The sequence below is a fragment of the Ruegeria sp. BHSC026 genome, assembly GCF_059613065.1.
The window spans coordinates 30,838-52,723 of record NZ_JBXWRV010000019.1; the positions used below are offsets into that span (position 1 = coordinate 30,838).

General features: G+C 63.0%; 27 protein-coding genes. 16 read left to right on the forward strand and 11 right to left on the reverse strand.

Annotated features, from left to right (window positions below):
* From flgK to AC2FME_RS16500, 4 genes are all read right to left on the reverse strand, one after another.
* On the reverse strand, nucleotides 1-1,452 hold the full coding sequence (gene flgK / locus AC2FME_RS16485) for a flagellar hook-associated protein FlgK (RefSeq protein ID WP_496801014.1): 1,452 nt from the start codon (nucleotides 1,450-1,452) through the stop codon (nucleotides 1-3).
* Nucleotides 1,453-1,484: 32 nt separating this feature from the next.
* Nucleotides 1,485-2,780 (reverse strand): flagellar hook protein FlgE, encoded by a 1,296-nt coding sequence (locus tag AC2FME_RS16490; RefSeq protein WP_496796855.1) that lies wholly within the window; start codon nucleotides 2,778-2,780, stop codon nucleotides 1,485-1,487.
* Between the two features lie 97 nt (nucleotides 2,781-2,877).
* Nucleotides 2,878-3,717 (reverse strand): flagellar motor protein MotB, encoded by an 840-nt coding sequence (locus AC2FME_RS16495; protein WP_496680505.1) that lies wholly within the window; start codon nucleotides 3,715-3,717, stop codon nucleotides 2,878-2,880.
* A gap of 91 nt (nucleotides 3,718-3,808) precedes the next feature.
* The gene (locus tag AC2FME_RS16500; RefSeq protein ID WP_496794953.1) at nucleotides 3,809-5,146 is read right to left on the reverse strand and encodes a FliI/YscN family ATPase; all 1,338 of its coding nucleotides are present in this window, start codon (nucleotides 5,144-5,146) and stop codon (nucleotides 3,809-3,811) included.
* An 87-nt stretch (nucleotides 5,147-5,233) separates the two neighbouring features.
* Here AC2FME_RS16500 and AC2FME_RS16505 point away from each other — a divergent pair, with 87 nt between their 5' ends.
* Genes AC2FME_RS16505 through AC2FME_RS16545 form a run of 9 tightly spaced genes read left to right on the forward strand, consistent with a single transcriptional unit; the run spans nucleotide 5,234 to nucleotide 9,818 of the window.
* Complete coding sequence (locus tag AC2FME_RS16505; protein ID WP_496680501.1) at nucleotides 5,234-5,623, forward strand: FlgB family protein; 390 nt, start codon at nucleotides 5,234-5,236, stop codon at nucleotides 5,621-5,623.
* A gap of 10 nt (nucleotides 5,624-5,633) precedes the next feature.
* Nucleotides 5,634-6,020 carry a flagellar basal body rod protein FlgC gene (gene flgC / locus AC2FME_RS16510; protein ID WP_496680499.1) on the forward strand — a complete coding sequence of 129 codons (387 nt, stop codon included), beginning with the start codon at nucleotides 5,634-5,636 and terminating at the stop codon, nucleotides 6,018-6,020.
* 12 nt (nucleotides 6,021-6,032) lie between these two features.
* Entirely contained in the window at nucleotides 6,033-6,323 is a 291-nt protein-coding gene (gene fliE, locus AC2FME_RS16515; protein WP_149775969.1) for a flagellar hook-basal body complex protein FliE, read from the forward strand.
* Between the two features lie 3 nt (nucleotides 6,324-6,326).
* Nucleotides 6,327-6,599 (forward strand): flagellar biosynthetic protein FliQ, encoded by a 273-nt coding sequence (locus AC2FME_RS16520; RefSeq protein WP_149775970.1) that lies wholly within the window; start codon nucleotides 6,327-6,329, stop codon nucleotides 6,597-6,599.
* On the forward strand, nucleotides 6,599-7,309 hold the full coding sequence (locus tag AC2FME_RS16525; RefSeq protein WP_496796853.1) for a flagellar hook-basal body complex protein: 711 nt from the start codon (nucleotides 6,599-6,601) through the stop codon (nucleotides 7,307-7,309). Before AC2FME_RS16520 ends, AC2FME_RS16525 begins: the two co-directional genes overlap by 1 nt.
* A 24-nt stretch (nucleotides 7,310-7,333) precedes the next feature.
* Nucleotides 7,334-8,119, forward strand: a complete 786-nt coding sequence (gene flgG, locus AC2FME_RS16530; protein ID WP_496680495.1) for a flagellar basal-body rod protein FlgG — start codon at nucleotides 7,334-7,336, stop codon at nucleotides 8,117-8,119.
* Nucleotides 8,119-8,535 carry a flagellar basal body P-ring formation chaperone FlgA gene (gene flgA, locus AC2FME_RS16535; RefSeq protein WP_496712739.1) on the forward strand — a complete coding sequence of 139 codons (417 nt, stop codon included), beginning with the start codon at nucleotides 8,119-8,121 and terminating at the stop codon, nucleotides 8,533-8,535. Before flgG ends, flgA begins: the two co-directional genes overlap by 1 nt.
* 2 nt (nucleotides 8,536-8,537) lie before the next feature.
* Nucleotides 8,538-9,263, forward strand: coding sequence for a flagellar basal body L-ring protein FlgH (flgH, locus tag AC2FME_RS16540; protein ID WP_496801015.1), 726 nt, complete (start codon nucleotides 8,538-8,540; stop codon nucleotides 9,261-9,263).
* Nucleotides 9,264-9,275: 12 nt separating this feature from the next.
* The gene (locus AC2FME_RS16545) at nucleotides 9,276-9,818 is read left to right on the forward strand and encodes a flagellar basal body-associated FliL family protein (protein WP_496801016.1); all 543 of its coding nucleotides are present in this window, start codon (nucleotides 9,276-9,278) and stop codon (nucleotides 9,816-9,818) included.
* Nucleotides 9,819-9,848: 30 nt separating this feature from the next.
* Here the strand turns inward: AC2FME_RS16545 and AC2FME_RS16550 are convergent, their stop codons facing one another.
* From AC2FME_RS16550 to AC2FME_RS16580, 7 genes are all read right to left on the reverse strand, one after another.
* Nucleotides 9,849-10,196: a hypothetical protein gene (locus tag AC2FME_RS16550; RefSeq protein ID WP_496687508.1), complete on the reverse strand. Its 348-nt coding sequence runs from the start codon at nucleotides 10,194-10,196 to the stop codon at nucleotides 9,849-9,851.
* 32 nt (nucleotides 10,197-10,228) lie between these two features.
* Nucleotides 10,229-11,314 (reverse strand): flagellar type III secretion system protein FlhB, encoded by a 1,086-nt coding sequence (gene flhB, locus AC2FME_RS16555; RefSeq protein ID WP_496801017.1) that lies wholly within the window; start codon nucleotides 11,312-11,314, stop codon nucleotides 10,229-10,231.
* Nucleotides 11,311-12,084: a flagellar biosynthetic protein FliR gene (locus AC2FME_RS16560; RefSeq protein ID WP_496801018.1), complete on the reverse strand. Its 774-nt coding sequence runs from the start codon at nucleotides 12,082-12,084 to the stop codon at nucleotides 11,311-11,313. The genes flhB and AC2FME_RS16560 overlap by 4 nt, the downstream gene beginning before the upstream one ends.
* Complete coding sequence (gene flhA, locus AC2FME_RS16565; protein WP_496801022.1) at nucleotides 12,081-14,108, reverse strand: flagellar biosynthesis protein FlhA; 2,028 nt, start codon at nucleotides 14,106-14,108, stop codon at nucleotides 12,081-12,083. The genes AC2FME_RS16560 and flhA overlap by 4 nt, the downstream gene beginning before the upstream one ends.
* 63 nt (nucleotides 14,109-14,171) lie before the next feature.
* Nucleotides 14,172-14,879: a lytic transglycosylase domain-containing protein gene (locus AC2FME_RS16570; RefSeq protein WP_496801019.1), complete on the reverse strand. Its 708-nt coding sequence runs from the start codon at nucleotides 14,877-14,879 to the stop codon at nucleotides 14,172-14,174.
* A 70-nt stretch (nucleotides 14,880-14,949) separates the two neighbouring features.
* A complete protein-coding gene (locus tag AC2FME_RS16575) occupies nucleotides 14,950-15,378 on the reverse strand; it encodes an Lrp/AsnC family transcriptional regulator (RefSeq protein WP_496680486.1) in 429 nt (142 codons plus the stop codon).
* Between the two features lie 56 nt (nucleotides 15,379-15,434).
* Nucleotides 15,435-16,754 (reverse strand): MFS transporter, encoded by a 1,320-nt coding sequence (locus tag AC2FME_RS16580; protein ID WP_496801020.1) that lies wholly within the window; start codon nucleotides 16,752-16,754, stop codon nucleotides 15,435-15,437.
* A gap of 230 nt (nucleotides 16,755-16,984) precedes the next feature.
* Between AC2FME_RS16580 and AC2FME_RS16585 the strand changes: the two genes are divergently transcribed.
* The 7 genes from AC2FME_RS16585 to ptsN all read left to right on the forward strand — a co-directional run bounded on the left by AC2FME_RS16585 (nucleotide 16,985) and on the right by ptsN (nucleotide 21,769).
* Entirely contained in the window at nucleotides 16,985-17,599 is a 615-nt protein-coding gene (locus tag AC2FME_RS16585; protein ID WP_496801021.1) for a ribonuclease D, read from the forward strand.
* Nucleotides 17,596-18,564 (forward strand): KpsF/GutQ family sugar-phosphate isomerase, encoded by a 969-nt coding sequence (locus tag AC2FME_RS16590; protein ID WP_496687520.1) that lies wholly within the window; start codon nucleotides 17,596-17,598, stop codon nucleotides 18,562-18,564. Before AC2FME_RS16585 ends, AC2FME_RS16590 begins: the two co-directional genes overlap by 4 nt.
* 12 nt (nucleotides 18,565-18,576) lie before the next feature.
* A complete protein-coding gene (gene lptC, locus AC2FME_RS16595; RefSeq protein WP_496680480.1) occupies nucleotides 18,577-19,176 on the forward strand; it encodes an LPS export ABC transporter periplasmic protein LptC in 600 nt (199 codons plus the stop codon).
* 81 nt (nucleotides 19,177-19,257) lie between these two features.
* Nucleotides 19,258-19,671, forward strand: coding sequence for an LptA/OstA family protein (locus AC2FME_RS16600; protein WP_496687524.1), 414 nt, complete (start codon nucleotides 19,258-19,260; stop codon nucleotides 19,669-19,671).
* On the forward strand, nucleotides 19,671-20,429 hold the full coding sequence (gene lptB / locus AC2FME_RS16605; RefSeq protein ID WP_496680478.1) for an LPS export ABC transporter ATP-binding protein: 759 nt from the start codon (nucleotides 19,671-19,673) through the stop codon (nucleotides 20,427-20,429). The genes AC2FME_RS16600 and lptB overlap by 1 nt, the downstream gene beginning before the upstream one ends.
* A 252-nt stretch (nucleotides 20,430-20,681) precedes the next feature.
* On the forward strand, nucleotides 20,682-21,245 hold the full coding sequence (gene hpf / locus AC2FME_RS16610; RefSeq protein WP_496680477.1) for a ribosome hibernation-promoting factor, HPF/YfiA family: 564 nt from the start codon (nucleotides 20,682-20,684) through the stop codon (nucleotides 21,243-21,245).
* Between the two features lie 59 nt (nucleotides 21,246-21,304).
* Entirely contained in the window at nucleotides 21,305-21,769 is a 465-nt protein-coding gene (gene ptsN / locus AC2FME_RS16615) for a PTS IIA-like nitrogen regulatory protein PtsN (protein WP_496680476.1), read from the forward strand.
* The last annotated feature ends 117 nt before the right edge of the window (nucleotides 21,770-21,886 follow it).

Below are 21,886 nucleotides of genomic sequence, written 5' to 3' on the forward strand. Positions count from 1 at the left end.
TCACATCCTCAGCAGCATTTCCATCAGTTCATCGACGACCGAGATGATCCGGGCGTTGGCGGCATAGGCCTGTTCGATCTGCATCATCAGCTGCAACTCGGCGTCGCTGTCCACGCCTTGTTCCGCGACCAACTGTTCCATCTGCTGGTGTAAGCTGGCCGCATAGGTCTGACGGGACTGGGCCGTTTGCGCATTCGTGCCGGCCTTGGACAGCAGCGCCTCGGACAGTTCGGCCGCGCGCAGATTGCCGGTGCCGAAATCCGGCATGGAGACCGGGCGCGCCTGGTTCAGCGCTGCGCTGAAGGCCTGCAGTTGCGTGGCGTCGCCGGGATCGTTCGGGGCGGCGGCACCCAGACCCGCGCGCAGCTTCCAACTGTTCCCCCCTGCATCTGGATCGACCGCGGCGTTCAATTCAAGGCGCGAGGCCAATCCTGCGGGCGCGGTTGCGGAGTACCGGGCCCCGTCGTCAGTAAACAGGCCAGGATCGGTTGCTAGGGCCGTCGGGTCCAGGCCTGGCGTTTCGAAGCGTTCAATCAAGTCCTGAGCAACGGCGTCGAGTTGGGCCTGCGCTTCGATCGAAAGCTCGTCCCGGATCTGGAACTGAGCCATCAGGGCGCCGCCCCGAATCTGCGCGGTTTCGCCGCTGGTGCGGACCGGTTGCCCGTTCATCTCAAGGCCGGACAACAGCCCGTTGCCGATCGTCATGTGCGGTTTGGTGTCGCCCGTCGTCGTGAACGTGAACTCGGCTGCGCGCCCTTCCAGAAGGATCAGGCCCCCGTCCGAGTACAAGGACACGCGGTTGTTGTCCCGTGCCACCACGTTCACGGGAATCAGCTCGTTGACCTGGTCGATCAGAACCTGCCGTCGGTCAAGAAGGCCATTGATGTCGCCGCCGGCGTTCTGAACGGCCGGAATACGGGCATTCAGGTCTTCGATGTCCTTCAGAGTGGCGTTCAGCGTATCGACATAGCTTCCGATCTTGCGGTCTGCATCGGATCGCATGTCCCGCAGCCCCTCCGACGCATCGTTTAGGGCCCGGGCCAGATCGTCGCCGGCGCGCGCGACCTGATCCAACCGCTCGGCCGAGCCGGGATTGCTGGCCGCAGTGATCAGGCTGTTTTCGAAGCCGACCAGCCGCGCCGATACCGAGGCCGCGTCGCCGGGTTTGCCGACCAGCGTTTCAAAAGCAGCGTGAAAATCGGCGATGGCCGAATTCAGTGCCAGATTGGCATCCGCTGCCCTAAGATTGGCGGCCAGAACCGGGTCGTGGTGCCGGGTGACACCGACAACCTGCACCCCGTTTCCCGAGATTTGACTTGTGGCCAATTCCAGCGTTCGCTTGGCATAGCCGGGGGTCAGCGCGTTGGCGATATTGCCGGATACGACGGCGGCGCCACGGCTGGCCGCGCTCAGCCCGCCCAGGGCGTTGTTCAATGCCGTTGACATGCTCATGGGACCGCTCCTTTCAGGTGCTCAGGTCAGGCTCAGCGTTTGATGTTCGTGGTTTCCTGAAGCATCTCGTCCACGGTCTGGATCACCTTGGCGCTGGACGAATAGGCGCGTTGCGTCTGGATCATCGATGTCAGTTCGGTGGCGACATCGGTTGTCGATTCTTCACGGGCAAAGGAAATCAGTTCACCGGTCGGGCCCTCGCCCGCGTTCCAAAGGAAATAGGTGCCGCTTTCGCGCGAGGGGGCATAGGTCTGGCTGTCCAGCGCGGTCAGGCCGTTGGGGTTTGGAACATCCGCCAGCGGGATCTGGTACATCCGCCGCGTCACTCCTGTATCGTACAGCGCATAGACATAACCATTTTCGTCAACCTGCACGCTCGACATCGTGCCGACGGCGGAACCGTCGCGCGTGATCGAGACCGGGGCGAACGTGTCGGACAATTGCGTGATGCCGTCAGGGTCGCCGATCAGCCCGACATTGACCTCCATCGGCCCGCCCGCGACGTTGACCACGAAGCTTCCGGTCGCGGGGTCATAGGCCCCACCCGAAACCGCAGTGACGCTGGCCAGGGTTCCGCCTGCGGTGCGGCTGTCGGTGAAGGTCAGAACGTATTCTCCGATGATCGCCCCGCCCGAAGCCGAATCCCGCAGGGTCATCGTCCATTGGTTGCTGGAGCCAGTGGTCGGGACGGTCGGCACAAGCTCGATATCCACGGTCTCGGGCTTGCCGAGGTTGTCGAAATATTCGACCGACAGGGGCTGTGGATCGCCGGGCGCACCAGCATCGGTGGCCGTTGCCGGCAGGTTCATGCGCAGGTTCATTTCGGTCGTTGGCGAGCCCGACAGCTGATTGACGCTCAGTTGCACCGGCTCCAGCGCGGCGGGCGTGTCGCGTGAGACGTTGGGGATCGAACCGTCGGGATTGGCCCGCCAGCCCAGCAGTACCAGCCCCGATTCGGTAACAAGGTAACCTTCGGCATTGGTCCGGAACGAGCCGGTCGTGGTCAGCAGCATCTCGTTTGACGATGTGCCGATCTGAGAGCTGGACCGAACCGGCAGCATGCCGCGGCCTCGCACGGCCAGATCGGTGGAATTGTTGGTGGTCACGAGGGATCCGCGCTGGTCGATCAGGCGCTGGCTGGTCGTGCGCACGCCGCCGGCGGAATAGCTGCCGCCCTGTCCGGACGTGACCATGGAATGAAAATCCGTTTCAACCCGCTTGTATCCGTAGGTCGAGGAGTTGGCGATGTTGTCCGAAATGGTCGCAAGCCGGTTGGCATTGGCCTTCAATGCGGCCACGCCGGCATTCAGCGAAGAAGAAATTGTCATCGGCACGCCCTTTTGTTGCGTCTAATCTTTCCGCAACAGCTAACGCGCCGGGCCTTAACAGCGCGCTAACAGGTAAAATGCGACGCATCATTTCCGGTCATGGGTCGCGCAGGAACACGATCTCGATCCGGTCGTTTCGCGGGGCCATCGGGTTTTCGACGGCCAGTTCCCGGTCGGCATGGCCGGTCACGCGGTCCAGCCTGCGGGCATCGACACCATCGTCCTGCAGCAATTTGCGGACCGCCTGCGCGCGGGACGTGGAAAGATCCCACGCAGGATCCTGGGCCAGAACCACCGGAGCAGATCGGACATGGCCGTCCACCGCAATCGCGTTGGTCACAAGATCCGAGGACCGCGCGACCAGCAGGATCAACGCGCGCATCATCTGCGTCGGCGTGTCGGTACCCGGTTCGAACAGCGGTTCGGACTCGGTCGCGAAAAGTTCGACGACCAGGCCTTCATCGGTGACCCGCGTCACGATGTGTTTGAGAGCCTTCTTCGAGACCAGGCTCTCACCGGCCCGGCCCAACAACTGCGCTTCGAGCGTCGAAAAATCCTCGAAGGCGCCGCGCCCGTCGCCAAGGGAATCGACCCCGGTCGATCCGCGGGCCCGTTTCGCTTCGGTCGGATTCTTGTTCGTTGCGCCGGAGCCATCCATCACCATGGTCTTCTCCGAAAACATGTTCTCGCCCCCGAAGGCGCCGTCGCCACCGCCCGACACCGGGTGCACCGGAATCGTCGGTGAGAAATAGTCCGCCAGTCCCTTGCGTTGTTTTTCGGTCGTTGCGTTCAGCAGCCACATCAACATGAAGAAGGCCATCATCGCCGTGACAAAGTCGGCATACGCGACTTTCCAGGCACCGCCATGGTGGCCATCGCCACCTGATGCGCGCTTCTTCTTGATGATGATCGGCGGCGCATTCGTTTGCGCACCCATCTCCACCACCCTTTTTCACCCGGTGTTCAGAACTATCGGAAGGGGCTTAAGGTCCGCTTAACACTTAAAATTCTAAGAAACGATCTCAGTGTTAGAGCGCAGTTCCGGCCTTGGCGCGGCGCAGGATGACGGCCAGGCGGTCAAAGCTGTTTCGGATCCCGTCGGGGTCCGGCTTGGCGAAGAATCCATCCAGCTCGTCATGGGCGCGCACCGCCTGATCCAGCAGGGGATCGGTGCCCGGCGTGTACAGCCCGGCCTTGATCATAACCTCGGACTGTTCATAGCTGCCCACCAGGCTGCGGGTCTCGGCGATCATCCGGTTCTCCTCGTCCGTTGCGGCGTTCGGCAGTGACCGCGACACCGAGCGGCTGAGATCTATGGCCGGGAAACGTCCACGTTCCGCGATTTCGCGGCTCAGGACGATGTGGCCGTCGAGAACCCCGCGCAGGATGTCGGCCACCGGCTCGTCCATGTCTGACCCGGCCACCAGCACGCTGAAAACGGCGGTGATGTCCCCCTGTTGCGCGGTGCCGGGGCCGGCCCGTTCGCACAGGCCAGCGATCAGGGGTGTGGTCGAGGGCGGGAAACCGCGCAACGATGGCGCCTCGCCCATGGCGGCGGCGATCTCGCGGTGGGCTTCGGCAAAACGGGTGACGGAATCCGCCAGAAACAGAACGTTCAACCCCTGATCGCGCAGATATTCGGCAACGGTCATGGCTGACCAGGCGCAGCGGCGCCGGGCCAGGGCCGACTGGTCCGATGTCGCGGCCACGACGACCGATCTCTTCAGCCCGTCCGCCCCGAGGGCCTCCTCGACGAACGCGTTGACCTCGCGACCTCGCTCGCCGACCAGGGCCACGACCACCGCGTCGGCCTGCATCGATCTGGCCAGGGTGGCAAGCAAAGTCGATTTGCCGACACCGGATCCCGCGAACAAGCCGATGCGCTGCCCGCGCACGATGGGCAGAACCGTGTTCAGAACGGCCAGCCCGGATGCCATGCGTTCACCCAGCGGCTTGCGATCGACCGCCGGCGGGGGCGCGGCCATGATGTCGCGTGGGGTCGTGCCCGGCAGCAGCGGTTTGCCGTCCAGCGGCTGCCCGAACGGGTCCACGACCCGGCCCAGCCAATGCATGCCGGGGGCAAAGACCGGGGTCGGCTCGAGAAACACGCGATCGCCCAGGCGGACGCCATCGGGCGCGCCGGCGGGGAGCATGTGAACGACGCCGCTTTCGACCCGCAGCACTTCACCCGCCAGATCCGGACCGGATTGCCGCTGCAAGGTGAGGTGGTCACCGATTCGGGCCGCGTTCTCCAGACCCTCGATTTCGATCACTCCGCGGGTGACACCGTTGACGAGACCCATGCGCCGCGCCGGTGAAAGCCGGTCGAACAGGGGCTTCAGGATCGACGGATCGAGGTCTGACATGGTGTTGGCTCCAACTGGTTTCTGAAAACGGTTTCTAAAGGAATCGGGGTTAAGCCTTGATTGAAATTGATCGAGGGAGAAGCCCCGATGTTCTCGGACCTGAACGTCTTTAAAGTTGCGTACGCCATGGCAACCCATGCCGGTCAGCGGCAGGCCGTGGTCTCGCGCAACATGGCCAACGCGGATACGCCCGGCTATCGGGCTCGCGATATCGAGCCGTTTTCCAAAGCATTCGAAAACACGTCATCCACGCCGGCGATGGTCGCCACACGGCCTGGCCACCTGAACGGCGTGGGTATGGATGGCAGGCTGTGGGCCGAACAGGTCCGCGCGGGGGCCGTCGACCCCAACGGCAACGGCGTCTCGCTTGAGGAGGAGATGCTGAAGGCCGTCGAGGTCAAGCGCCAGCATGACCGGGCTCTGGCCATCTACAAATCGTCGATCGGCATCCTGCGCACCAGCCTGGGCAAAGCATGAGGAGCGGGAGATGAGTGACTTTTCGGATTCCCTCAAAGTGACGGCCAGCGCATTGCGGGCCCAGTCGGCGCGGCTGCGGCATGTGTCCGAGAACATCTCGAACGCGGACACGCCGGGCTATCGCCGCAAGACCGTCTCGTTCGAGGCGGTGAACGACGAAGGTGTCGATCTGGTCCGAACCGGGCGCGTCCAGCTGGACCAGAAAGCGCTGTCGCAGATCTATGACCCCAGCCATCCGCTGGCGGATGCAAGCGGCCACTATCAGGGGTCGAACGTGGATCTGATGATCGAGATCGCTGACGCGCGCGAAGCGCAGCGCAGTTACGAGGCCAACCTGAAGATGTTCGATCAGGCGCGACAGATGTCATCCAGCCTGATGGAATTGCTGAGAAAATAAGGGACGACCAGAATGGATATCCGAACGATCAACGCCGCACAGAACTATGCTCACGCCCGTCCGGCCACACAGGCCGACCCGGAGCGGTCCGGCGCCGCGCAAGGGTTGCGGGCCACCTTCCAGGATTTTGCCGCGACGCTGAAACACAGCGAAAGCGTGGCGAAGGACGCGATGGTCGGCCAGGCGGATCCACATGCGCTGGTGCAGGCTTTGGCCCAGACCGAACTTGCCGTGGAAACGGCGGTCGTCGTGCGCAACAAGGTGGTCGAGGCCTACCAGGAAATCCTTCGGATGCCGGTCTGAGCCATGCTGAGCGAAGGTTTGTTCTATGACATCGTGCGCCAGGCCTTGTGGATCGCGGTGATCACCTCGGTTCCGATCCTGACGGTGGCGCTGGTCACCGGCCTGGCGGTTGGCCTGTTCCAGGCGCTGACCTCGATCCAGGAAATGACACTGACCTTCGTTCCGAAGCTGGTGGCCATCGTGATCGTCTTCTGGATTTCGATGGGGTTCATGACCCAGACGCTGGTCACCTTCTTCACCTCGACACTGGTTCCGCTGATTGCAGGAGGCCGCTGATGGATACCGCCTATGTTACTTTGTCCCGGCAGTCGGGGTTGATGAGCGAAATGCGCATCGTGGCGAACAACGTCGCCAACGCCAATACCACCGGCTATCGCCAGCAAGGGCTGGTGTTCTCCGAGTTCGTTCGGGATATGTCGGGCGGCCCGTCGCTGTCCATGAGTCGCGCGCAGGTGCGCAACACTTCGTTCCAGCAGGGGATTCTGACGGAAACTGGCGGTCAGTTCGACTTTGCCATCGAGGGTGACGGTTTCTTCCTGATCGAGACTCCGTCCGGCAACCGTCTGACCCGCGCGGGCAGCTTTGCGCCCGACGCCAACGGAGATCTGGTCACCCCCGACGGATATCGGGTTCTGGACAGCAACGGGGCGCCTGTCTTCATTCCGCCCGACGCAGCGACGATCGATGTCGGGGGCGATGGAACGCTCAGCATCGATGGGCAGCTGTTGGGCCAGATCGGGGTCTACCGCCCCACGGACGGGACGCGGCTGGTGCGCGAAGCCAGTACACTGTTTCGGCCTGAAGGCGAAGTCGAGCCGGTGGAGGAACCAGTGGTGCTGAACCGGTTTCTCGAAGGGTCGAATGTCAATGCGATCGACCAGGTCACCAAGCTCATCGAGATTCAGCGTGCCTACGAACTGGGCCAGAGTTTTCTCGAGGCCGAGGACGACCGAGTCCGCGGCGCCCTTAAAACCTTGATGCGCTGATCTCAAACAGCAGGAGAATGTGAAATGCGAGCTCTCAAGATTGCCGCGACCGGAATGTCGGCCCAGCAGATGCGGGTTGAGACGATCTCGAACAACCTGGCGAACATGAACACCACCGGCTACAACGCACGGCGCGCCGAGTTCGCGGATCTGCACTATCAACAGATGGCGCGGGCCGGAACGGTCAACGCCTCGGACGGAACTGTTTTGCCGACGGGAATCCAACTGGGTTTGGGGGTTCGTCCGGCGGCGGTCACCGTGCAACTGGCCCAGGGTGCGCTCTCGGCGACGGGCAGCGATTTGGACATCGCCATCGAAGGGCGTGGATATCTGGAAGTGACGCTGCCCAACGGGCAATCGGCCTACACCCGCGATGGCAGCCTCAAGCGTTCGGCCGAAGGGTTGATCGTCACATCGGACGGGTTCGCCGTCGCACCGGAAATCACCATTCCGGACGATGCCCGGTCAATCTCGATCAACGCCGCCGGCGAGGTCTATGCCTATTTCGACGACACCGCCGAAGGGCAGTTATTGGGCGAGTTCACGCTGGCGAGTTTTTCGAATGCCAAAGGGCTCGAAGCGATCGGCAGCAACCTGTTCAAGGAAACCGAAGCCTCGGGTGCGCCGATCGTGGGAACACCGGGCGAAGATGGTCTGGGTACGCTTCGGCAGGGCTATCTGGAAGACAGTTCGGTGGATGCGGTGCGCGAAGTGACCGAACTGATCGAAGCACAGCGTGGATACGAAATGAACGCCAAGGTGATCTCGGCCGTCGATCAGATGATGGGCGCGACGACGCAGGTGCGCTGATGAAGGTGGTGCTTCTTTCCCTGTGTTTGCTCAGCCCGCTTTCCGCGTTCGCCGATATCGTCGTGCCGACCCGAACGATCCGGCCCAAGGAAATCATCGCGGAAACGGATCTGCAGACCAAGCCGGGCGATGTGGCCGGTGCAGCCCGGTCCTTGGAACAGTTGGTCGGGAAAGAGGCAAGAACAGCGCTCTATCCGGGTCGTCCGATTCACCCATCTGACGTTGGCCCGCCGGCAATCGTGGACCGAAATGACCTGGTGACGCTGAAGTTTTCCCGGAACGGCCTGACCATTGCCGCGGAGGGCCGAGCCTTGGGTCGGGGGGCCGCCGGCGAGCGGATCAGGGTCATGAACCTGTCATCCCGCACGACGGTGTCGGGCGAAATCCAGCCGGATGGCCAAATCGAGGTGAACTGATCATGAAAGTCTCAACACGGCTTCTTGCCATCCTGGCATTGGCCGCCTGCGGGCGTCTGGACCATCTGGGCAAGCCGCCAAGCCTGTCGCCCAACACGAAATCGCCTGAACATGTCGCCATGCTGTGGCCCGGCCTGCCTCTGCACACGCAACCGCAGCGCGCGGTCGATCGTGCGTCGCTATGGAGCGGTGGTCAGCAATCATTGTTGGGTGACCAACGTGCGATGAAAAAGGGCGATATCCTCACGGTTGTGATCGAATTGGACGAAAAAGCGGAAATTTCGAATGACACCAGCCGCTCGCGCAGCGGGTCGGACGAGCTGAAGATACCGGGCCTGTTCGGCCTGCCGCAGCGGGCGGCCGGTCACTTGCCCGAGGGCGCATCCCTAGATGAGGCCGTTTCCATCGACTCGGCATCCTCAAGCAAGGGGAAGGGATCGGTCAAGCGAAAGGAAAAGCTGACGCTGCGCGTGGCTGCAACCGTGGTGGATGTGCTGCCCAACGGCGTTCTGTCGATCTCCGGGTCACAGGAGTTGCGGGTGAACTTCGAACTGCGGGAACTTCTGGTTTCGGGCTATGTGCGACCGCAGGATATCTCGCGCCAGAACGAGATCACCTACGACAAGATCGCCTCGGCCCGCGTATCCTACGGTGGCCGCGGCCAGATCACCGATGTCCAGCAGCCCAGGTACGGGCAGCAGGTTCTGGACGCCCTGTTGCCGTTTTGAAAGTGACGCGAGATGAAAAAACTGGTGCCCATCGTGTTTTTGGTCGTGGGGCTGGGCGCGGGCGCCGCAGCCGGCCTTTTCCTTGCGTCGAACAAGTCGGCTGAAGCCCAGGGAAATGGAGAGAGCGCAAAGAAGGCCCCCCCCAAAGCCGAAGAGGAAATACCACAGACCCAAACTGCGCCGGCGGGTTCTCATGATGAAAGTGCGCATGGGAAGAAAGGCGAGGAAGCGAGCTATGAGTACCTCAAGCTGACGAAGCAGTTCGTTGTGCCGTTGGTGGAGGATGACAGGATTTCCGCCCTGGTCACTGTGTCGCTCAGCCTCGAAGCCCAGCCCGGCAACGAAGATACGTTCTACAGGCTCGAACCGAAGTTACGTGACGCGTTCCTTCAGGTGTTGTTCGACCATGCGAACATGGGGGGGTTTGACGGGGCGTTCACCCATTCGGACAACATGGAAACCTTGCGCCGATCTCTTTTGGAGGCCGCCAGGAAAGACCTTGGGGATGACGTCAACCGCGTATTGATCGTCAGCATGAGCCGTCAGGATACCTGACGGCTCCTCTCCAGTCGTGGCGGTGTCGCCTCAATCGGTTTTTCGCAGGTGTGCGCGCCGCAGCGCGGTCGCTTGCCGTTCCACGAGATTTTCCAATGCTTGTTTCCGCCCGAAGGCCTGACGCAACCCGTCCATCATCGCAAGCTTCTGCGACCGGATCCGAGCCAGCTCGGCGTTCAGTTGCCTGCGTGTTGATGCCTCCCAGCCGTACCAAATGACGTCGGCGCCGGCCATTCTGTAGCCCGTCGCGTCGGCGGCCGTCGAACGGACCTGTGCCAGCTGTGCGTCCAGTTGCGAGATCCGGTTTCGAACACGGGCCTCCTGTTCGAGGATCGGGCGCAGCTTTTGATGTTCCTTTTCAAAGGCGGCAGCGGTCACCGCAACAAGGTCCGAGAGCTTGTCTGCCTTCATCAGATACCTTTCCTGGCGCGTTTGCGCATGGCTTCGGCAAAGCGGATGGCCGCGGCGACGGGGCGATAGTAGTTTTCCGGGATTTCCTGACCGATTTCGACCGTCGCATGCAGCGCGCGCGCCGTCGGCGGGTCGGAATGGATGGGAACGCCGGCCTCGATCGCGGTTTTTCGGATCGTCGCCGCAACTTCATCGACCCCCTTGGCCACGCAGGCGGGCGCCGTTCCGGGCGCGCGCGACCATTTCAGTGCAACGGCATAATGCGTAGGGTTGACGATGACCACGTCGGCCTTTGGTACGTCCGCCATCATTTGCGTGGTCGCGATTTCCTGTGCGCGCTGTCTGCGATGCTGCTTCAGGTGGGGGTCGCCTTCGGACTCTTTGGTTTCGTCCTGCAGCTCCTTTCGCGACATCCGGTTCTTTCGCATGTGTTCGCCGTATTGCCAAAGATAATCGATGGCGCCGATCGCGAGCGTCACGGCAACCACGATGAAGAGAAAGCGCAGCAGCAGGTTCATCAGCAAAATGATCGACGCCTTGGGCGGCGCCGCTGCGGCCGACAGAATCTGGGACAGGTTTGCGTGCAGAAATAATGCCAGGCAGACGCTGTAGATGACCAGCTTTGCAAAGCTTTTGGCAAACTCGAACAAACCTCCGCGGCCGAACTTGTTTTTTGCGTTTGACGGGATGGAAACGCGTGACAGTTTCGGCTTCGGTTTGCTGGGGGCAAAGACCAGCGCCCTTTGCGCCAGAAGACTCAGAAGTACCACGATGGCGGGCACGGCCAGCAGCGCACCGGCCGAGCTTGCAACGACCGCCATCAATCCTCCCACCGGCCCGCTGGACGATCCGGTGACCAGCAGCGGGCCGAGGGCGAAAGACTGGTCGATCAAAACGACGAAGGCCGAGCCCAAGTGCTCTGCAGAGTAGTGGCCGACAACGATCAGTGCGATCGTCAGCCCGGCATAGGCCGCCACGGCGGACAGGTCATTGGACTTGACCACCTCGCCTTTTTCGCGTGCCTTCCGAAGCTTCTGCGGTGTGGCTTCGAACGACTTATCGGTGTCGTCGTCCTGGCTGCTCATGGGCTGGCTCCGACCGGGTCGTTGAGAAACGCGAACATAGCGTCGCTCCAGGTGGACAGGATGATGGGCGTTCCGGCAAACAGAAGAAACAGGCCGGCGAAGGTAATCGCGGGCGCTCCCACGAAGGCAACCATCAACTGGGGCATGGCCCGGTTGATGACACCCAGGGCCAGGTTGTAGATCAGCGAGGCGATGACGAATGGGGCTGCCAGCCCGAAGGCCAGGGAAAAGCTGCGGGAAATTTGGGCCACGCCCCATTGCGACAGATCTGATGCTGCGGGTGCGCTGCCGATCGGAAACAGCGCGTAGCTGTAGATCAGGAATTGCGCCGCGCGGATGTGAAGGCCCATCACCGTCGCCAATGCCAGCCCGGCCAGTGTCATCAGATACCCCATGGCGGGCACCGGCTCGGCCGCAGCACCCCCCAGGATCTGGGACAGCGAGGTTGCCTGGGCCGCGATCGAACCGGCGGTTTGCAGCGCCAGCACGAACAACCGCAGACCAAAACCTAGAAACAGCCCGATCAGGGTCTCCGTCAGGATTGCCTTCACCAGCGGTAGCAGGCCTGCAGAAACTTCCGGCCCCGGTACCGCCGGAGCGATCAGCAGGGTGAAGGCGATGGCCGCGCCCAGTTTGACTCGGGTGGGAATGCTGCGCTCGCCGAAGGCGGGCAGCAGAGACACAAAGGCCGAAACGCGCAGAAACACGACGAAAGCCAGCCAAAGCCCGGCTCCCAACTGGTCGAGCAGCGCCGGAGGCAGGGCGATCATGCCGGCACCGTCCCGACCAATGCTGGCCGCGCCTCGAGCCCGATTTCCTCGAACGACAGAACCGGGTTCGACACACCGCGCGCCTGCAGGATCGTACGCAACAATCTGCGGCGGCGGGTGGATGTGACCAGGGCCGGATGCAACCCCTGATCCGCAGTACTGGCCAAGGCCTGCACGGCTCCGTCGGCAAGTTTGTTGAACAGGTTGGGCGGCAGCGCCACATCCAATCCGGCGCCAGGCGCGTCGATCTGGTAGGTCGCGAAGGTCTCTTCCCATTCCGGTGCCAGTTGGATCAGCGGTATCGAGCCGTCTGTGCGCTTTAGTTCGGCCACCAGTTGGAAGCCCAGCCGTTGGCGCACAATTTCGCAGATGGCTTTGGGCTGGGTCGTGGTCATCCGCGCCTCGGCCACGCTTTCGAGTATCAGCGCCATGTTGCGGATCGAGACCCGCTCGTCCAGCAGCAGCCGCAGCACCGCATGCAGCGTGTCGATCGGAACCTTGTCGGGGATCAGTTCGTCCAGCAGTTTGCGGTTGGCCTCAGCCCGTGCGGGATCACTGAGGCGGGTCATCTCGGACAGCAGGCGGCGCAAGGATTTGAGCGTCAGCAGGCGCGAGAAATTCTGTTTGATGATCTCTAGAAGGTGTGTGGCCAGGATCTCGGGTGGGGTCACGATGGTGGCACCGCTCAGGGCGGCGGCCTCTTGGTCCTTGGGCAGGATCCACCGGGCCGGGGCACCATAGACCGGTTCGGTCACATCATTGCCGTCGGGCAGAAGATCAGCGCCTTCCTGCACAAGCGCCAGGATCAGGTCGGGGTGCAGCACGCCGCGGGCCTGTTCGACCCCCTGCACCTTGATCACATAGGTGCCCATCGGCAGATCGGCACGGTCGGTCAGGCGGATCTCGGGCAGGATCAAGCCGAAGCTCGAGGCGACATAGGTCCGCATGTTGGCGATCCGCGCATCCAGACCGGTTCCGGGGTTCAGAACCATGCTGACCAGATCGGGCGCGAACTCCAAATGCACATCGTCCAGGTCCAGAACATCGCCGATCGCCTGCGCGGACGGCGCCTGGGCTTCGGGAGCCGGCGATCGCGCGGCCAAGGCCTCGGCCTTCTGTTTCTTGTGAACGTGATAGGCGGCATAGCCTAGGACCGCCCCGCCCAGAATGAAGGGCAGGAAGGGCAGGCCCGGCACCAGCGCGAACAGCGCCATCAGCACCGCAACCGTGCCCAGCGCCGCCGGATGCCGGCCCAGTTGCGAGAACAACGCGTTGTCGGTCGCGCCCTGCGTGCCGCCGCGCGCCAGCAACAGGGCCGATGCGATCGAGATGATCACGGCTGGAATCTGCGACACCAACCCGTCGCCCACGGTCAGGATGGCATAGGTTTCGAACGCCGATGCAACCGGCATGCCATGCACGATCACCCCCATGATCAGCCCCATCACGAGGTTCAGAAGAGTGATCAGCAGCCCGGCGACCGCATCTCCCTTGACGAATTTCGACGCCCCGTCCAGCGAGCCGAAAAACGTGGTTTCCTGCTGTTCAAGCTCGCGCCGTTCTTTGGCTTGCTGGTGGTCGATCGCACCGGCCGACATGTCGGCGTCGATGGCCAGCTGCTTGCCCGGCATCCCGTCCAGCGCAAACCTTGCGCCGACCTCGGCCATGCGCGCGGCGCCCTTGGTGATGACCATGAAATTCACGATCAGCAGCACACCGAACACGACGAGACCCAGGAAGATGCTGCCACTCATCACGAATTGGGCAAAGCCTTCGATCACGTCGCCGGCGGCGTTGGGGCCAGTGTGGCCCTGCCCGATGATCAGCTTGGTCGAGGACACGTTCAGCGACAGCCGCAGCATCAGCGAGGCCAGCAGGATCGTCGGGAAGGACGAAAAATCCAGCGGGCGCTCGATGAACAGGGTCAGGGTGAAGATCAAAATCGCCAGTGCGAACGAGGCCGCCAGCCCGATGTCGAGCACCCAGGACGGCATTGGCAGAATCATCATCACGATCACGGTCATCAGCGCCAGCGCCAGAAGAACCGTGGGTGAAAACAAGGTCCTTGGGTCAAGTTTCAGCACGCGTCACTCCTGATCGAACGTGATGAAGGCCACTGCGGTCCCGGATACCGGAACAAGTGATCCCAGGGCGGGGCGGTCGACCTTGGTGGGGGAGGGGCCGAGCGGGATCAACGGAAGCGCGGAGCGGTGGAACGGGTCGACCGCCTGACGGGCGGCCGGTTCGGGCGTGTCGGACAGCGCGGCCAGAACCGTCTGGAACCGGGTGACATATCTGCGAGCATATTCTGGGGTGCGTGAGTGATAGGCGCCGACAGCGGCCGACCAGTCGCCATGTTCAGCATAAAGCTGTTTGAGAAACTGCGCCGCATAGGCAGAATTCTGATCGGGGTCGAACATCGCGTCGATTGACCGGAACGCCTTGCCGTGCCAGCGATAATTGATCTGGAAACAGCCCACATCAAAGCTGCGGGCGCCCGATTTGAACACCTCGAACACATAGGCCTTGGCCTCGGCCTCGGACCCGAACCAGTATCCCTTGCCTTCCAGGTTCACGGTCCAGGGCCAGGGGTGCAGGCTGCCATCGACGCGGCGCCCGGTTTCCACCCGGGTGATGGCCTGCATGACATCCAGCGGGACACCCTCGGCCCGGGCGGCACGCCGGGCCGCTTGGTCGCAGATGTCGGCGGTGCGCATGTCCGGTATGGCCAAGGCCACCGTGGCGACCATGGCCTGCACCCACAGCGATAGGAAAACGATCTTGAGTTCTGGCATTCTGCCGGTCCGGGATTCTTCTGACCGGGCCAAACTAGCCAGCTTTCGGTTTACAGAGGGTTAGCGCCGATCAGCTCCGGTCGATCCTGCGACCGAACACGACGCTGGTATTGGTGCGCAGCACGCCGGGGATCTTGGCCAGCTCGTCCACCAAGATGTCGAGATCCTCGATCCGGGGGGCTTCGGCCGACAGAAGCAGGTCGAATTCGCCGTTGATCGACAGGCACAGCTTGACCTCGGGATAGGCTTCCAGCCGCTTGATGATGCGCGATGTCTCTTTCTGCTGCACCTCGAGCAGCACCACGACCTGCACCCTGGGCGTGTCGTCGGTCCGGCCCAGCAGGACCGAGTAGCCCGCGATCACGCCTGTTTCCTCCATGCGACGGATACGTTCGTGCACGGTGGTCCGGGCCACGCCCAGACGCGCCGCGATCTGCGTGGTCGAGGCGCGCGCGTTGTGCTGTAGGGCGGCGATGATGCGGCGGTCAAGCTGGTCCATGGGGCTTTCGGCTGTCGGTCGAGTGGTTCGGGTCTACGGCAATAGGGCGGTCGCCCTCAAGGTTTGTGCGGATATCGGGGGTGCAGGTCGTCGATGATGATTGGGTGCGCATGCGGATCGGGCCCGGACAGATGCGGGTGATCGGCCGGCAGGTCCGGGTGGTCATGCGCGATGGACCGCGGCTGGAATGCGGGCCAGGTCCAGGCGGCCAGCATCAGGCCGCCCAAGGCCATAACGGTCAGCGCGGCCATCGCCACTGTCGCCCCATGTTGCGTCATCAGCCAGCCCGACAGCGGATACAGAACCAGCCAGCAGGCATGTGACAGGGTGAACTGGGCGGCGAACACGGCCGCGCGGTCCTCGGGATGGGCGGATCGGGTCAGCAACCGCCCGGATGGGGTCAGCGTGCAGGAATAGCCGAAACCCACAAGCGCCCAAAGCGTGGTCAGCATCGCCAGCGAAATCGGCACCACCGCGGACAGCAGCGCAGCGGTAGCCATGGTCGCGGTCGCCAGCGTTGCGCCGGCCAGCATCACGCGGCGATCCGGCAGACGCTCTAGCAGCGCCGGGAGCACGAAAGCCGCCAGCATCGACCCGCCGCCAAACCCGGCCAGGGCGATCGCCACGGCGCTGTCCTGCAGGCCCAGGTCGCTGCGCACGATCACCACGGTATTGACCAGAACCATCGCGCTGAGGGCGGCGACGGTCCAGCTCAGCGCCAAAAGGCCACGCAGGCGCGGTGTCCGCAGATAGATGCGAATACCGCGTGTTGTTCGGTCAAAGACCCCACGTGGCTGACGGGGCGTGGGCGAGGGCAGGACCACCGAGACCACCAGCAAGGCCGAGGCCGCAAAGCCCAGCGCCGTTCCCCAGAACAGGCTGTCGAAGCTGACGACCAGCAGCAGCAGCGCTGCCAGCATCGGGCTGACAAGGTTCTCCAGATCATAGGCCAGTCGCGACAGCGACAGGGCCTTGGTGTAATCCTGCTCGTCGGTCAGAACATCGGGTATCGTGGCCTGGAACGCGGGCGTGAACCCGGCCGAGGCCGATTGCAGCACGAAGATCAACACATAGACCTGCCAGACCTCGGTCACGAGAGGCAGGCACAGCGCGACCGCGGCCCGCACCATGTCCAGCGTCACCAGCATGCGGCGGCGGTCCAGCCTTTCGGCAAAAGCCGCGGCGATGGGTGCAATCGTGACATAGGCGATCATCTTGATGGTCAGGGCCGTGCCCAGCACCATCGCGGCGGACTCGCCGGCCAGATCATAGGCCAGCAACCCCAGCGCCACGGTCGCCAGCCCGGTGCCCAGCAGCGCCACCACCTGCGCGGCCAGAAGGTGACGGTACGTCCGGTTCCGCAGAATGTTCAGCACCGCGCAAACCCTGAAACGGCCCGGCGCGCGTCGTGGGGGCCACCGTCGCCCGGGCGGGCGGTAGTTTGTTCAGACGAGGCACAGGACGGTTGAGTCATGACCCGACCCTATGCGCCGGACGTAGATGCCTCAACCGCAATGACACCCGAGTACCGCCATGGGGCGGATGGCGTTGAGTTTGCGGGTCAAACACCCTATTTCGGTGACACCACCGTGCAAAGGAAACATTCGTGGCGAACTACCTTTACAAGAACGACCTGCCCGACGGGCTGGACCTGGGCCCCGTCGTGGCCATCGATTGCGAAACCATGGGCCTGAACCCGCATCGCGACCGTCTGTGCGTGATCCAGATGTCGGGCGGCGACGGCCACAGCCACATCGTGCAGGTGGAAAAGGGTCAGACCGAGGCCCCGAACCTGTGCGCCATGCTGGAAAACCCCGAGGTGCTGAAACTGTTCCACTTCGGCCGCTTTGACATCGCCGCGCTGTACCACGCTTTCGGCGCGCTGGCGGCGCCGGTCTATTGCACCAAGATCGCCAGCCGCCTGGTGCGCACCTATACCGACCGGCACGGGTTGAAGAACCTGTGCCAAGAGCTGCTGGGCATCGACATTTCGAAACAACAGCAGATGAGCGACTGGGGTGCCGAGACCCTGACCGGGGCGCAGCTGGACTATGCCGCTTCGGACGTTCTGTACCTGCACCAGCTGCGCGCGGCGCTGGATGCGCGGCTCGAACGCGAGGGCCGGACCGAGATGGCGCGGGCCTGTTTCGACTTCCTGCCGATGCGAGCCAGGCTGGATCTGGCGGGCTGGCCCGAAACCGACATTTTTGCGCACTCATGACCGATACCGACTCCTTTTTGAAAACCGCCCGGCAGGTCGTCACCGACGAGGCCCGCGCGCTCGAGGTTCTGGCCGAAGGGCTGGATGACCGTTTCGCCGACGCGGTGCGGCTGATCCTGCAGGCCAAAGGCCGGCTGATCGTCAGCGGCATCGGCAAGTCGGGTCATATCGGGCACAAGATCGCGGCCACGTTGGCCAGCACCGGCACGCCCGCCTATTTCGTGCATCCGGCCGAGGCCAGCCACGGCGACTTGGGCATGGTGTCGAAGGATGACGTGGTGCTGGCGATATCGAATTCCGGCGAGGCGCCCGAGCTGGCCAACCTGCTGGCCTTTACCCGGCGGTTCGGGATTCCGCTGATCGGCCTGTCCAGCCGGCTGGACAGTACGCTGATGAAGCAGGCTGACGTGCATCTGCTGATCCCCGCGCTGGGCGAGGCCTGCGGATACGGCATGGTGCCCTCGATCTCGACCACGCTGACACTGGCTATGGGCGATGCGCTGGCGATCGCGTTAATGAAATACCGCGATTTCAAGCCCGAAGATTTCCGCGCCTTCCATCCCGGCGGCAAGCTGGGTGCGCAGCTGAGCGCGGTGCGCGACCTGATGCATAGCGGCGACGCACTGCCGCTGGTGTCGGCCGACACCCCGATGAGCGACGCGCTGATCGAGATCAGCCAGAAGGGCTTTGGCGTGGTCGGCGTGACCGATGCAGAGGGCACCCTGGTCGGCATCATCACCGACGGCGACCTGCGCCGGCATATGGACGGGTTGCTGAACAACACGGCGGCCCAGGTCATGACTGCCAACCCCACGACCATCGCGCCCGACGCGCTGGCCGAAGAGGCGGTGGCGATCATGAACGCGCGCAAGATCACCTCGTTGTTTGTAGTGGACCCGGAGCAGCCGCGCCGGGCGCAGGGGCTGTTGCACATCCACGACTGCCTGCGCGTCGGGCTGGGTTGAGTGAGGGCCGGGATGGATCGCTATTCGCGCATGGTGCAGTTCCTCAAGGTTCTGCTGCCGCTGGCGGCCATCCTGCTGCTGTCGATGGTGTTTCTGCTGTCGCGCAGCATCGAGACAAAGGTGGCGGTTCCGTTTTCGCAGCAGGATATCGACGAACGCCTGAACAATCAGCTTGTGACGCAGCCAATTTATCGCGGCGTCACCCGCAAGGGCGAGGATATTCAGGTGGAAGCCGTCCGCGCCAGCCGCGGGACCGCGGACGAGGCGCCCACGGCGGCCGAGTTCAAGGGGCAGCTTGGCCTGAACGGCGGCCGCGTCATCACCCTTGATTCCAACACCGGCCTGATCCGCCCCGACAAGGGCACGGCGACCTTCTCCGACGATGTGGTCATCACCACGACCGATGGTATCCGGGTCACGACCGATCTTCTGAACACCTCGCTAGACGAGATTCGAGGCGACACCCCGGGGCAGGTTGCTGGGACCGGGCCGATCGGCAACTTCACGGCCGGGCGGATGACCTTCGGTGCCGAAAATTCCGACGGCCCCGTCCATATTGTTTTTACAGACGGCGTGAAGCTGATATACGAGCCGAAAAAGACCGAAAGATAACCCGTGTTTGATTTTCGAATAGTTCCTTTGTGTGCCGCATTGGCCTTTGGGGCGGCCCCGGCGGGCGCCCAGGAAGCCCAAGTGGCGTTCGGGGCAGCCGCAGCAGACCCCAGCCTGCCGGTCGAGGTCACGTCGGAGACGCTCAAGGTCAACCAGGAGGACGGGTCGGCCGAGTTTCTGGGCAATGTCGTCGTCGTGCAGGGCCAGATGCGCCTGTCGGCCGATCGGGTTCTGGTGATCTACAACGAGGACCGCTCGGGGATCGAGCGCCTCGAGGCGTCCGACAACGTTCTGCTGGTCAGCCCACCGGATGCGGCCGAGGGGGATTGGGCGGAATACACGATCGACAGCGGGGTTGTCGTCATGACAGGCAACGTTCTGCTGAGCCAGGGGCCCAGCACGATCAGCGGCGATCGGATGGTCGCGAATCTGGCGGACGGAACCGCGACCATGACCGGCCGGGTCAAGACAATCCTCAAGTCGGGCGGTGATTGATGGCGGGGCCGAAACTGTCCGTTGCTGAAGGGGCGTCCGGGCTGAAGATCGACAAGCTGCGGAAATCCTATCGCAAGAAGACGGTGATCCGGGATGTCTCGATGACGCTGGACCGGTCCGAAGTCGTGGCGCTGCTGGGGCCGAATGGCTCGGGCAAGACCACGACCTTCTATTCCGTGGCCGGGCTGGTCTTCCCCGAGGCTGGCTCGGTGACGCTGGACGGTCAGAACGTCACAACGTTGCCGATGTATCGGCGGGCGCGGATGGGAATCGGCTATCTGCCGCAGGAGATGTCGATCTTCCGCGGTCTCAGCGTCGAGGACAACATCGCCGCGGTTCTGGATATCTCGGTCAAACATGCGCATCGGCGTAAGGAGCGGCTGGAGGAACTGCTGTCGGATTTTTCGATCGAGCACCTTCGGCGGGCGCCGGCGCTGGCCTTGTCGGGCGGCGAGCGGCGGCGGGTCGAAATCGCCCGCTGCCTGGCGGCCGATCCGAAATATCTGCTGCTGGATGAACCGTTTGCGGGGGTGGACCCAATAAGCGTAGGGGACATCCGCCATCTTGTGGCCGATTTGAAAAAGCGGGGAATCGGCGTGCTGATCACCGACCACAACGTACGCGAAACCCTGGAAATCGTGGATCGCGCCTATATCCTGCATGACGGGCAGGTTCTGATGTCGGGCACCCCGGACGAGGTCGTCGAGAACGAGAACGTGCGCCGCGTCTATTTGGGCGAAAACTTCAGAATTTCATAAACTTGTCGGATGACGGAGGGATTCCGCGACAGTTTTCTCGAATCTGTGCTCGTGTTTTGATTGACTCTGCTGCCGCCTGTTGGCTGAATTGGGATATGGCGCTTGCGTGGATTCAGTCTGGATCTCGATCCCCCTTCGTTGAAGGGCGCGATGATCGGCAACCCCGTACAGCGTCTCGACCCCCCACCCCATAACAACAAGCCTGCCGCATGATGCGGCGCAAACAGGGGTGTGAATTGTGAAGGAGATCACATGCGTTACCAAATCAGCGGCAAACAGATCGACATCGGTGCGGCCCTGCAGACCCACGTGCAGACCGAACTGGGCGAGGTTGTGGGCAAATATGCCCAGCGCGCAACGGACGCCAACGTCGTCTTTTCCCGTTCAGCGCATGAATATGTGTGTGAAACCACCGTGCATCTGTCCACCGGCCTGACGGCTCAGGCCAAGGCCCATGCCACTGAGATCTACGCGGCATTCGAGGCGTGCTGTGACAAGATGGAGAAGCAGTTGCGCCGCTACAAGCGCCGCCTGAAGGACCACCACCGCGAGCGGTCCGAGCCGGTTGAACTCTTCGGGGCGTCGTCCTATATCCTCGCCTCGAACGATTCGGAGCCGGAGCAGGAACCCGACTCCTTGCAGCCAATCATCGTTGCCGAGATGGAAACCAAGATCCCATCGCTCAGCGTTGGTGAGGCTGTCATGCAGATGGAACTTGCGGGCGCGCCGGTGCTGGTGTTCCGGAACGAAAACAAGGACGGATTGAATGTCGTATATCGTCGCGACGATGGAAACATCGGCTGGATCGATCCGTAACAGGCAAGGATAAAGGCACTGCCTCCGCACCGGCGGGGGCAATGCCGTGGAGCAAGATAATGGAGCTTTCGAGCATATTGAAGCCCGAAGCGGTGCGCGTGTTGTCCGCCGCATCCAGCAAGAAGCGCCTGTTTCAGGAAATCGGGGAAGTCGCCGCCAGCGCCTTGGGGCTGGATGCTCAGACCGTGGTCGATAATCTGCTCGAGCGTGAGAGCCTCGGCCCGACCGGTGTCGGACACGGAGTGGCGCTGCCGCATGCCCGTCTGTCGGGCCTGGACGCCGTGGCGGGCGTGTTCGTGATGCTGGAAAAGCCGATCGACTTCGGTTCAGTCGACCGGCAGCCTGTGGATCTGGCCTTTGCCCTGTTTGCCCCCGAGGATGCCGGTGTCGAGCACCTCAAGGCGCTGGCCTTGGTTTCGCGGACGCTGCGTGACACATCTGTCTGCAGCAAGCTGCGGGCCAATCCTGATCCGGTCAAGCTGTATGCGATTTTGACCACTGCGCAATCGGTGCAGGCGGCCTGATCCCGCTGACGTGGCGGTGTGGCCCTCGTGGGCTGGCCGCGCGCGGCAAGGTCAGCCGCCGGTGCCCATTTCCAGAACCCACCAGAGCTTTCCGCCCTTTTCCTGGTGCCAGGCAAA